This window comes from Anaerophaga thermohalophila str. Valhall, from assembly GCF_000250735.1.
GTDB classification, from domain to species: Bacteria; Bacteroidota; Bacteroidia; order Bacteroidales; family Marinilabiliaceae; genus Anaerophaga; species Anaerophaga thermohalophila_A.
Map to the genome: position 1 here is coordinate 1 of NZ_AHZV01000359.1, position 11,456 is coordinate 11,456.

Here is an 11,456-nt window from a genome sequence, read left to right on the forward strand (position 1 = left end):
CAGTAGTGCTTTTATATCTAAAAATCTAACGATCTATTGAATTATACGTCTGTTCAGAAAGGGCCTGTTGCAAGGCTTTCAAAGCCGCCAAAAACGGAGTTTACTCATTGTAAATGAGTTATTTTCGGACGAGCGTAACACAGTAAATGGCACTATATGGACTGACACCAGTTAAAACAGATTTTCATTTTTCCGGAATTAATTCCTAAATTAACCGTGCAGGATTTTACCATGACAAAACAATTTTTATCGCTCCCTACATCATGAAAAAAGTATTCACTATCATAGCAATAACGTGTTTGACATTCATATTCATGAATGCACAATCCGATGTATCCAAAACCAATTTGGTTTACAGGCTTCGTATCTTTAGCAACATTAACAGTACCAGCTGGGTACACACGCAGAAAGCCTTTGCCGAAGCCGAAAGTATGGAGGCCGATGCCATTCTTATACATCTGAACACCTATGGTGGACAGGTACTTTTTGCCGATTCTATCCGTACAAGAATTCTCAACAGTGAAATCCCTGTACATGTCTTCATAGACAACAACGCTGCCAGTGCCGGAGCGCTTATTTCAATAGCTTGCGACAGTATTTATATGCGGCCGGGAGCCAATATGGGAGCAGCAACGGTGGTCAATCAAAGCGGTGAGGAGATGCCCGATAAATATCAGTCGTACATGCGTTCCACCATCCGGGCAACCGCTGAAGCACATGGCAAAGACACTATCATAACCGCCAACGATACCATTGTTAAATGGGTACGCGACCCTCATATTGCCGAGGCTATGGTAGACGAGCGGGTTTCTATTCCCGGAGTTATCGACTCGGGTAAAGTGCTTACCTTCACCGCTCTCGAAGCCATAGAACACGGGTTTTGTGAGGGAACGGCAAATTCGGTTGATGAAGTCATCGGTCTGCTGAAGCTCAGGCCTCACGAACTGAAGACGTTTGAACCCTCATTTTACGATAGCATTAAAGGTTTCGTTACAAGTCCCGTACTACAGGGGATACTGGTTTTGCTTATAATCGGGGGACTCTATTTTGAATTGCAGTCGCCGGGAATAGGTTTCCCGCTTGCCCTTGCAGGTGTTGCCGCCATTCTTTATTTTGCCCCGCTATATATCGACGGTCTGGCGGCTAACTGGGAAATACTGATCTTCATAATCGGTCTGGCACTTATTGCTGTGGAGATATTTGCCATCCCCGGATTTGGCATAGCGGGAATATCAGGAATTATTCTTGCACTTACCGGATTAATCCTAAGTTTACTGGACAATACCAATTTTGATTTTTCACCGGTAGATACCAGTGCTTTTCTTACAGCATTATTTACTGTTTTCAGCGGAATTTTCGGAGGTTTTATACTGGCCATCTGGCTCAGTCAGAAAATATTGACCACAACACAAGGCCCATTTTCAAAACTGGCACTGCAAACATCGCAACCATTGGAACAAGGATATGTCAGCGTTGATTCAGGAATGAAAGCCCTGGTGGGAAAAACAGGCCGCGCGTATACGGTTCTTCGCCCTTCCGGTCGTGTTGAAATCGATGGTCAGATTTATGATGCCAGGGCTTCCGAAGGTTTTATTGACAAAGATGAACCGGTATTAGTAACTGCATTCTGGTCGGGACAGTTGGTTGTAAGACAGAAAGACGAATAAAAATTGTAATCTATAATTGACAATTATGTGCTGTTTTTGTCTATTAAACCATAAAAATTCTTTCAAGAAACAATACAAAAGGTTGTATATAAATAAAATAACAACTCATTAAAAAATCTCATTTTTTGCCTGTTTTTTTTGACACAACTATTTTGACACACCAAAAATCACTATTTTGGTTGATGAAAAGACGAACAAAAGATGAAATGAGCAAGGCAAAATTTTTCGAATAATAACATGAATAAGTTCTTGCATGCAAGTTTCATAAGGCATTAAAAAATCAAATTTCGTACAAAAAAGTGGTATCCTCTTTTCGGACGTTCTTACAGGTGTAAATAAGCACCATGAGATTAATTATCAAAACTTTATTAATTAAATTAATGTTGATTTAAATCATGAAATCCAAGAAGCTGCCTAAAAAGCACAGAGAAGATTTCGATGCTCTCGAAAAACCAAGAAAATCGGGAGTCAAAGTAAAAAAGGGCAAAAGAGCAAGAAAACCATCCATTTACGATGATCTGGAAGAAATGGATGAATTTGTGCTAAACGAAAGAGAATACAGTGGATTCGATGACTTATACAGCGATGATGACGATGACCTGTATTAAACCGAGCTAATGTTGAACTTCTAATAGGAGAAGGCTGCCCCTTAAGGGCGGCCTTTTTTATTATTCATTTTGTAACTTAGTATTTTCTAAAAAACAGTCCAAATGACAAAAGACATCGTGCCCATCTCATCCGTAGTCCTGTTCGGAAGCGGAAATGTTGCCACCCACCTTGCCAAAGCTCTTAATGACTCCGGTATTGAAGTCAGACAGGTTTACTCCCGGACACCGGAACACGCCTACAAACTTGCAGAATCCAAACAAGTTGATGCAATAACCCGGCTCAGTGAAGCCGACACTTCGGCCGATTTATGGCTTATTTCGGTTACGGATAATGCCATTGAACAAATAACATCCGGTTTACCTCCTTTTAAAGGCATTGTCGCGCATACTGCCGGGAGTATTCCCATTGATGTCCTGTCCGGATTTTCGAATTACGGGGTCTTTTATCCTTTTCAAACCCTCAGCAAAGAAAGAAATATCGATTACAACGATGTCCCGTTTCTCATTGAAGGCAACAACGAAGAAACGACTCGCAGATTATTGAAGCTGGCAGGTGTCTTATCGGCCAAAGTGAGCAAAGCAGATTCTTCAGTCAGAGCAACGTTGCACATAGCCGCCGTTCTTTCCTGCAATTTTGTGAACCATTTATATACGTTATCGGCCGATTTGCTTGAGAAACACGGGCTTTCTTTCGATTATCTCACCCCTTTAATCAAAGAAACCACACAGAAGATCCTGTACCTGTCACCTCGTGAAGCACAAACAGGTCCGGCCATACGCAACGACACAGAAGTGATGGCAAAACACATGGAACGCTTGTCGGGTAATCCTTCTGTGCAAAAAATATATGAACTGATGAGTAATGAAATCTTGCAATATCATAAAACAACCGGAGATTAGGTTGTTAGATTAAAGCAGTCGACTGGAAGAGGCCTGAAAGGCAACAGGCAAAAGCAATAAATTTTATACGGATAAAATAAAATAGTATTTTCGCTTCCAAAGAAAAAACACAATAGCAAAAAATGAACTCGGCCCCTCTGGTAAAAAATAATAAGAGTGCGATATAAAAGGACATATTCTTGTTAAAATCAAGGCGTTTAAAATTTTTGTACCAAAATTAACTCGTTGTTAATGAGGATGCAAAATTTAAAACAACAATGAGTTTGGCAATAAAGAGGCTATTTAGACCGGCTCAATTACGCAAAAAAAATTAATATATGACCAATTTCAAAGAAGACCTGATGAAAGTAAAGGCCTTTGCTTTTGATGTTGACGGAGTGCTTTCGTGGCAGGTCATTCCTTTACATCCGTCGGGAGAACCCATGAGAACAGCCAACATCAAAGACGGGTTTGCCATCCAGCTGGCGGTAAAATTAGGCTATCCGGTTGCTATTATCACAGGCGGAAAAACCGAATCTGTCCACAGAAGATATACTAACCTGGGAGTTCCGGATGTTTATATGGGTTCGTCCGATAAAATTATTGATTTTGAAGCATGGATCGCAAAATACGATATTAAGCCAGAAAATGTACTCTACATGGGCGACGATCTTCCGGATTATCCGGTTATGAAGAGAGTCGGCGTTCCTGTGTGCCCGGCCGATGCTGTCGAAGAAATCAAATCGTTGTGTAAGTACATCAGTCATTTCAAAGGCGGAGAAGGATGCGTGCGCGACGTTATGGAACAAGTCCTCCGGGCCCAGGGCAAATGGGGAAAAGATTTAACCTGGTAACAATACTCCGTTAAACTATTGTAATAAATTGCAAGTTAACTGTTTGTGATTAAAGAAAAGCTATGATGGCATATCTAAAACTAATACGGTATAAAAACCTCATCATTATTGTGCTTTTGCAGTGTATACTGCGCTATGGTTTGCTCATCCCGGTGCTTCATCACTTCGGTGTTTCACCAGCCCTGAGTCATTTACGTTTCGGCCTTTTGGTGCTGTCAACGGTACTCCTGGCTGCCTCGGGTTATGTCATCAACAATTATTTTGATGTACGAATCGATCGCATCAACCGGCCGGATGAGGTTATTGTTGGCAGGGAAGTGCCACGCAGAACCGCCCTTCTTTTGCATGTCATCCTCACATTTGCAGGAGTGTTCACGGGTCTGTTTATTGCCTATATTACACGTAAAGAAAACTATGCACTAATGTTTATTGTGATCCCCGGTCTTTTGTGGTACTATTCCACAACTTTGAAAAAACAGGTACTTGTAGGCAACCTCACCATCGCCATGCTTACAGCGCTTGTTCCTTTTGTGGTGGTGTCGCTTGAATTTGCCACGCTGGCAAGAGTTCATGGCAGCTCTGTTTTGCAATCCGAGGCCTGCTCCACTGCATGGTTCTGGACAACAGGGTTTGCCTTTTTCGCGTTCATTAGCACACTCATGAGGGAACTCATCAAAGACATGGAGGATGTTGAAGGCGATCGCGAAGCCGGATGCCATACCCTGCCCGTTGAAATGGGAATTGATTACTCGCGAACCATTGTGATAACTCTGGCCATCGCTTCAGTTATTGCGCTCTGGATAATTCTGGCATTTGTCCCACAGCTCAGAACAAGCTATATCAGTTGGGGGTATTTCCTGTTATTTCTGACTGTTCCTTACCTGTTGCTGACCCTGAAAATATTGAAAGCAAAAACAAAAAAAGAGTTTGGGACTGCCAGTAGCATCAGCAAATTCATTATGCTGATGGGTATATTGTTTATTTTGGTTGCGCGTACCTTTTTTGTTTAGCCCGTGATGCGATAATGATTTATGAGAGAGTTGTTGCTTATGCCATTAATTGTGTAAGAAATTAATTACCAGATATCTGTAAAAGTTCAACGGAGTATTGTTATCCCGAACATTCAAAAATATAACGGCCTGTTGTAAAATAATCCGACTACAAATGTTTTTGAAGAATCTTGAAAAATACACCATCACATTAGCTTCAGCGTCACCTCGCAGGCACGATTTGCTAAAAAAGGCAGGCGTAAAGTTTTCAATTGGAAAAGGACGTGAAGTACCGGAAAATTTTCCGCCTGACATGCACATTGACGATATTGCACTCTATCTGGCAAGACTCAAGTCAGATGCCTGGAAGGACATCTGGAAAAAGAAACACCAAATGGTTATCACTGCCGACACCATTGTGGCTATTGATAACCAGGTAATCGGTAAACCGCAAAACCGTGAACATGCCGTTAAAATGCTGGAGACACTTTCGGGACGTTCACACAGGGTGCTTTCAGGCGTTGTTGCAAAAACGGCCGCAATGGAAAGAGCTTTTACCGATATCACGACAGTCCATTTTAAACCTCTCGATACACGGCAAATCCAATATTATGTCGACCATTTTAAACCATTCGACAAGGCTGGAGCTTATGGTATACAGGAATGGATTGGCATAACCGGGATCGACCGAATAGAAGGAAGCTATTTTAATGTCATGGGACTACCTGTTTCGCGGCTTATGGACGAATTGGAATATTTTTAAAATAAACCGTTTATTTATTATGAAAAAACTAATCCTCGTACTAATTTCTCTTCAACTTGCATCTGCTTCTTTTGCCAAAGAAGGAATGTGGATTCCCCTCCTACTCGAAAAATACAATATCGAAGAAATGCAGGAAAAGGGGTTTAAGCTAACGGCAGAAGACATTTACAGCATCAACCAGGCCAGCATGAAAGATGCTGTGATGATTTTTGGTGGCGGCTGCACCGCAGAACTCATTTCCGATGAAGGTCTAGTCATTACCAATCATCATTGCGGCTACTCGGCCATTCAATCGCACAGTACCATAGAAAACGATTATCTGACCAATGGTTTCTGGGCCATGTCTGAAGCAGAAGAACTACCCAATCCCGATCTCACAGTAACATTCCTCAAATATATGAAAGATGTTACCGATAGCGTGCTAATGGGTGTTGAGGAAACAATGGCCATGAAAAAACGGGAAGAAATCATTGAAAAAAACATCAAGGAAATTAAAGAAAAGGCCACTAAAGATACACATTACACAGCCGTCGTAAAGCCGTTTTTTCATGGCAATCAATATTTCCTTTTTGTCAACGAGGTATACAAAGACGTAAGACTTGTAGGTGCCCCTCCATCGGCCATCGGCAAGTTTGGCGGTGACACCGATAACTGGATGTGGCCCCGTCATACCGGCGACTTTTCTCTTTTCAGAATTTATGCTGATGAAAACAATGAGCCTGCCGAATACAGCCCCGGTAATAAACCCTTTAAGCCTAAAACACATTTTCCTGTTTCGCTGAAAGGTATTGATGAAGGTGATTTCACGATGGTATTTGGATATCCGGGAAGCACCGATCAATATGTTCCTTCGTATCACATACAAATGCTGACTGAAGAAGTATATCCGGCACTTATTGAAATGCGGACTCACAAATTGAATGTGATGAACAAATACATGAATGCTGATCCCGCTGTTCGTATACAATATGCTGCTAAAAAAGCCGGTGTTTCCAATTCATGGAAGCGCTGGCGCGGAGAAATACGGGGACTGGATATTCTCAATGCAGTACAAAAGAAAAAAGAATACCAATCTGATTTTCAGACATGGACAGAAAAAAATGATGAACGCTTTCAACGTTATGGCAGACTGCTAAATGAATATGAAAAACTGTATCAGCAGCTGGGGGAGGTTCGTTTGGCCCGCGACCTGCTCTTAGAAATAATCTCAAGAAGTGGCGGTATTGAGGTTTCCCGTGTTGCTGCCATGTTTCGCCCGCTTATTGCCGCTTATGAAAATAACGAAACACCAGAGCAGGAAGAAATCGACAAAATCAAAGAAAAACTAAAGAAGGACATCAGCGAATTCTTTAAAGACTACCACCAACCCGTTGACCATGAAATAGCTGAAGATATTCTCCCCCTCTATGCAGCAAAAGTTGACAGTGAATATCTGCCAGCCATCTATCATCATATACGAAAAAAAATATCAAGGACAATTTGAGGACTATACAGACCGGCTTTTCAGAAAAACACGCCTTGCAGACCAATCATCCGTGCTGGAACTGGTTGATGATTTCTCGAAGCAAACAATAAAAAAAATCAGGAAAGACCCGGCGTGGGAACTATACGACAGCTTCAGAAATGTTTATCAGGATAAAATTTATCCTCTATACCAGTCTCTCAGCCATACCAACGACAGTCTGGACAGACTTTATATGCAGGCGCAAATGGCCTTTGAACCGGAAAAAACATTCTATCCTGATGCCAACTTCACCCTCAGGGTAGGTTACGGCCAAATAAACGGCTATGAACCCCGAGACGCCGTAAAATACCTTCACCAGACAACCCTTGAAGGTATCATAGAGAAAGACAATCCGGAAATATATGACTACCGTGTCCCCGAAAAACTAAAAAATCTCTATAAAGAAAAAGACTTTGGACGCTATGAAGACAACGGAACGGTTCCGGTATGTTTTTTAGCCACCAACCATACCACCGGGGGCAACTCGGGCAGCCCTGTGATCAATGCCGAGGGTCATCTTATCGGCGTAAACTTCGATCGCGCCTGGGAAGGTGTCATGAGTGATTTAATGTTTAACCCTGAACAGTGCAGAAACATTTCGCTTGACATCCGGTATGCACTTTTTATTATCGATAAGTATGCCGGTGCCGGTTATTTACTGGATGAGATGTCCATTGTGGAATAGAAAAAGGATAGTTCACGGCAGGTATCAGAAACACCAAAAATGCGATAACCCGCCTGATTAAGTTTTCTGATTAACCGACGGGTCTTTTGTCTTCCATCAGCAAATAAATCGGGGTGTATCTCTACCTGAAGCTGTTTTATCTTTATACCTTCATCCAGAATATCAGGAATTACATCGTATTCGGCACCTTCGATATCCAGTTTTAGCAAATCAATGGATGAAATATTCTGTTCGGCCATCAACGTCGACAGTTTTTTCATTGGCACCTTATATGCGCGTTTTTTTGTTGCCTCATTAGGTATGACTGAACAACTGATATGCTCACTGTTTTCCGGTGGGAAAAACCATTCTTCACAATCCCGGCCGGAAAGACCAACCGGCGTGAAAGACAATGTGGGATAGATCTCCAGATAAGGCTGAATAAACCTGCCAACACCTTTCGTGGGATCAAAAGTATATACCTTGCAACCTTTTGACTTAATAAGTGCCAGATCAAAGCTGATATCATTCCCTACGCCAAAAGAGAATATAACACTCTTTTCGTTTAAGGATGGCGGATGAACAAAAAAACCACCATACCGCGATCCAAACCACGCTTTATCCTTTTTTATCTGCGTGGGAATAAAAATTTTTCTGGGACTGAGCCAAATCAACAATTTCGTGAGCCTGGACATAACTAATTTTTTAGCCCGGCCAAAATAAGAAATTTAGTCCGCTTTATTCATATAATATTCAGTTAAAAAAAGCCTGAACAAAGAGACAAAATGACGCAAAGAGTTTATTATTAAAGAATTGTGGTTTGTGCCATTAATCGTGTAAACAATTACTTATCAGACATCTGTAAAAGTTTAACGGAGTATTGTAATAAGTTTCGTTATGAGACGCTCAAATATCCAACGGCAGATCACCCATATTTTATAACTGATCAAATTCATGTTTTACCATTCCCTGAAAAAGCAACCCCAATTTAACCACGTTATTGACACGGATGCGGTTTTGCATTATCGCTGCCGGCTGCTTCTTTTTTATCTTCCGAAACAACTTTAAATAATATATATAAGCCACATACACACCAAGCCGGGCTTCTTTTTTCAACCTGACAATTCCCTCGTATGCTGCTCTGAAATCCTCTTCAATCTCCTTTTCTATTTGCTCCTTCTCTGTTTTTGTAAAATTCAGCAAGTCCACATTCGGGAAATAGGTACGTCCTCTTTCCTTCAGATCGGCCTGAACATCACGTAAAAAATTTACTTTCTGAAAAGCCTCTCCAAGTTTTCTGGCAGGATATTTCAGTGACTCATATCCCTCAGGATCATCTTTATAGAATACCCTCAGACACATAAGGCCAACCACTTCGGCCGAACCATAAACGTACCTTTTAAAGTTATTGTTGTTATATACTGTTTGATTCAAATCCATTGACATACTGGTAAAGAATGCCTCTATTAATTCGCGATCGATCTGATATTTATTGACTACAATCTGAAAACTATGCAAAATAGGATTGGTGGAAACGCCCTCATCAATGGCCAGCCAGGTATCCTTCCTGAACCTTTTCAGCAATTTGGCCTTATCATGGTTGTGAAACGTATCCACAATTTCATCGGCAAACCGAACAAATCCGTAGATTGAGTAGACTGCTTCCCTTATCTCGGGAGCAAGTAATTTTATGCCCAGCGAAAAACTGGTACTGTAACGTTTCGTGGTATTTATGCTACACGACAAAGCGTTGAGGTTGTAAAGGTCGATGCTGTTCATAAATTCATTCGTATAAAATTTAATTTTTAAGGTCGAATGGAACTCGCATGCAAGCATTCATACATGTTCTTATTGTGGAAAACCTGTCTATGTTCATTTCATCTTTCATCTTATGTCTAAAAATCTAAATATCTATTGTCGTAAACCTTGCTATGCTCATTTCATCTTATATCTAAAAATCTAATGATCCATTAAGGCAAACCTTGTCATGCTCGTTTCATTTGTTCAACTGTTAATTTTGAGCTTATTACAACCATCGGCAATCCGGTGCCGGGTGTGGTGGATGCTCCCGTATAAAATAAATTACTAAACTTCTCATCGCGGTTCGATGGCCTCAGGTATCCCATTTGCAGCATGTTATGTCCCAGACCTAAACCACTGCCCCTGTGTAAATCAAACATTTTCTCCCACTCCTGAGGGCTAAAAACAGTTTGTGTAACTCTGTTTTTAATCAAATCGAAACCAATCCGAACCGACAAATCGCGCAATATACTTTCGGTTATCTCATCACGATCGCTCCAATCGGGACGAAAGCGAAGGTCGGGAACCGGAACAAGGATGAACAAAGACTCATGTCCTTCCGGGGCACTTTCGGGATTGTGGCGCGAAAGCACGTTCACGTAATAGTAAGGCTTTTCGAGTGATACCTGGTTTCTGAACAGCTTTTTGGCGTAATCCCTGAAATTGCCTCCAAGAAAATAGTTGTGATGATATATTCCCGGAATTTTACCTTTCACACCCAGGTAAATGGTCAATGGCGCCATAGTCCATCTCATTTCATCCAGCTTTTCGATACGAAAGTGTCTCCGCCTGAGCACTTTCCCCCTGAAAAGTGCAGCATCGGCATTCACAACAAACTGATCGGCTTCCCACCGGTTCCCCTTAGTGTCAATAAGTGCTTTTAATTGCCCACTCGTAGCATCAAAATCGGATATCTCCGTATTGAAATGAAATTCAACATCTCCCTTTTTTAATTCATTCACCAGTTCTTCCACAATCCGGTACATCCCGCCACGAACATTATAATACCCGTCGTGTTTGAGTTCTGTATACGATAACATGGTAAAGACGGCCGGTGTATCGAAAGGTGTTCCGCCAAGAAAGAATGCTACCAGAGATAGTATCTCCTTTACTTCTCTCGATTCAAAGTATCGACTCACTTCATTCCAGAATGACCGGAAAAGCCTGGGACCATGCTTAGGCGGTACCTGCATCAAAGCCTGAAGATATTCCCACCAATGATTAAAATTCCTGCGGATAATCAAGTCTTCTGTATCATGAAACAGAGCACCGGTGGTTTGCAAATAACGATTTAGTTTCTTCTCCAGGTCAGCTTCTATACCGGCAAATTCTTCAGCCAGCTTTTGAGGATTCTTAAATATCCGGAAAGTACGACCCGTATCAGAAAAATTGACAGAATAAAGCGGTTCGAGTTCCTGAAATTCGAAAGGTAAATCCCAATTACAGGAACGCGCCAATTCATGGAATTCATAACTCATGCTGAAAAAAGAGGGCCCCATGTCGAATGTGAAACCATCCTTTGATAGTCTGTTGAGCCTCCCTCCCGGCTGATGAAACTTCTCCACCATTACTACTTTATGGCCACTACTGGTGAGCCGCAATGCCGTAGCCAAACCACCAAGGCCGGTTCCTGTTATTAAGATTCTGCTCATAAAGTTTACCCGATTAGTAAATATTTTCTTTAAGTTCCGCTAATTTTACTTTAACCTGCTTTATTCATAAGTTTTC

11 protein-coding genes are annotated in these 11,456 nt (G+C 41.5%); 8 read left to right on the top strand and 3 right to left on the bottom strand.

Annotation, left to right across the window (positions count from 1 at the left end; genetic code table 11):
- The first annotated feature begins 314 nt into the window (after positions 1 to 314).
- From OQ5_RS0118845 to OQ5_RS25060, 8 genes are all read left to right on the top strand, one after another.
- Positions 315 to 1,667, top strand: a complete 1,353-nt coding sequence (locus tag OQ5_RS0118845) for an NfeD family protein (RefSeq protein WP_016778977.1) — start codon at positions 315 to 317, stop codon at positions 1,665 to 1,667.
- Between the two features lie 395 nt (positions 1,668 to 2,062).
- Complete coding sequence (locus tag OQ5_RS0118850) at positions 2,063 to 2,275, top strand: hypothetical protein (protein WP_016778978.1); 213 nt, start codon at positions 2,063 to 2,065, stop codon at positions 2,273 to 2,275.
- Positions 2,276 to 2,377: 102 nt separating this feature from the next.
- Complete coding sequence (locus OQ5_RS0118855) at positions 2,378 to 3,175, top strand: Rossmann-like and DUF2520 domain-containing protein (RefSeq protein WP_016778979.1); 798 nt, start codon at positions 2,378 to 2,380, stop codon at positions 3,173 to 3,175.
- A gap of 317 nt (positions 3,176 to 3,492) precedes the next feature.
- Complete coding sequence (locus OQ5_RS0118860) at positions 3,493 to 4,008, top strand: KdsC family phosphatase (RefSeq protein ID WP_016778980.1); 516 nt, start codon at positions 3,493 to 3,495, stop codon at positions 4,006 to 4,008.
- A 62-nt stretch (positions 4,009 to 4,070) separates the two neighbouring features.
- A complete protein-coding gene (locus OQ5_RS0118865) occupies positions 4,071 to 5,018 on the top strand; it encodes a geranylgeranylglycerol-phosphate geranylgeranyltransferase (RefSeq protein WP_255297644.1) in 948 nt (315 codons plus the stop codon).
- Positions 5,019 to 5,172: 154 nt separating this feature from the next.
- Positions 5,173 to 5,760 carry a Maf family protein gene (locus OQ5_RS0118870; protein ID WP_016778982.1) on the top strand — a complete coding sequence of 196 codons (588 nt, stop codon included), beginning with the start codon at positions 5,173 to 5,175 and terminating at the stop codon, positions 5,758 to 5,760.
- Between the two features lie 19 nt (positions 5,761 to 5,779).
- Positions 5,780 to 7,243, top strand: coding sequence for a S46 family peptidase (locus OQ5_RS21705; RefSeq protein WP_255297645.1), 1,464 nt, complete (start codon positions 5,780 to 5,782; stop codon positions 7,241 to 7,243).
- A complete protein-coding gene (locus tag OQ5_RS25060; protein ID WP_255297646.1) occupies positions 7,167 to 7,949 on the top strand; it encodes a S46 family peptidase in 783 nt (260 codons plus the stop codon). Before OQ5_RS21705 ends, OQ5_RS25060 begins: the two co-directional genes overlap by 77 nt.
- Here the strand turns inward: OQ5_RS25060 and OQ5_RS0118880 are convergent.
- From OQ5_RS0118880 to OQ5_RS0118890, 3 genes are all read right to left on the bottom strand, one after another.
- Complete coding sequence (locus tag OQ5_RS0118880; protein WP_016778983.1) at positions 7,916 to 8,623, bottom strand: FkbM family methyltransferase; 708 nt, start codon at positions 8,621 to 8,623, stop codon at positions 7,916 to 7,918. The genes OQ5_RS25060 and OQ5_RS0118880 overlap by 34 nt on opposite strands.
- 241 nt (positions 8,624 to 8,864) lie before the next feature.
- Positions 8,865 to 9,707 carry a phytoene/squalene synthase family protein gene (locus OQ5_RS0118885; protein ID WP_016778984.1) on the bottom strand — a complete coding sequence of 281 codons (843 nt, stop codon included), beginning with the start codon at positions 9,705 to 9,707 and terminating at the stop codon, positions 8,865 to 8,867.
- Positions 9,708 to 9,913: 206 nt separating this feature from the next.
- On the bottom strand, positions 9,914 to 11,380 hold the full coding sequence (locus tag OQ5_RS0118890; protein ID WP_016778985.1) for a phytoene desaturase family protein: 1,467 nt from the start codon (positions 11,378 to 11,380) through the stop codon (positions 9,914 to 9,916).
- Between the last annotated feature and the right edge of the window lie 76 nt (positions 11,381 to 11,456).

What these genes read in the sequence shown, in the direction of transcription:
- OQ5_RS0118870 (WP_016778982.1), top strand. Translation starts at nt 5,173, where the DNA reads ATGTTTTTGAAGAATCTTGAAAAATACACCATCACATTAGCTTCAGCG.
- OQ5_RS25060 (WP_255297646.1), top strand. Translation starts at nt 7,167, where the DNA reads ATGCAGCAAAAGTTGACAGTGAATATCTGCCAGCCATCTATCATCATA.
- OQ5_RS0118855 (WP_016778979.1), top strand. Translation starts at nt 2,378, where the DNA reads ATGACAAAAGACATCGTGCCCATCTCATCCGTAGTCCTGTTCGGAAGC.
- OQ5_RS0118860 (WP_016778980.1), top strand. Translation starts at nt 3,493, where the DNA reads ATGACCAATTTCAAAGAAGACCTGATGAAAGTAAAGGCCTTTGCTTTT.
- OQ5_RS21705 (WP_255297645.1), top strand. Translation starts at nt 5,780, where the DNA reads ATGAAAAAACTAATCCTCGTACTAATTTCTCTTCAACTTGCATCTGCT.
- OQ5_RS0118890 (WP_016778985.1), bottom strand. Translation starts at nt 11,380, where the DNA reads ATGAGCAGAATCTTAATAACAGGAACCGGCCTTGGTGGTTTGGCTACG.
- OQ5_RS0118845 (WP_016778977.1), top strand. Translation starts at nt 315, where the DNA reads ATGAATGCACAATCCGATGTATCCAAAACCAATTTGGTTTACAGGCTT.
- OQ5_RS0118885 (WP_016778984.1), bottom strand. Translation starts at nt 9,707, where the DNA reads ATGAACAGCATCGACCTTTACAACCTCAACGCTTTGTCGTGTAGCATA.
- OQ5_RS0118865 (WP_255297644.1), top strand. Translation starts at nt 4,071, where the DNA reads ATGATGGCATATCTAAAACTAATACGGTATAAAAACCTCATCATTATT.
- OQ5_RS0118880 (WP_016778983.1), bottom strand. Translation starts at nt 8,623, where the DNA reads ATGTCCAGGCTCACGAAATTGTTGATTTGGCTCAGTCCCAGAAAAATT.
- OQ5_RS0118850 (WP_016778978.1), top strand. Translation starts at nt 2,063, where the DNA reads ATGAAATCCAAGAAGCTGCCTAAAAAGCACAGAGAAGATTTCGATGCT.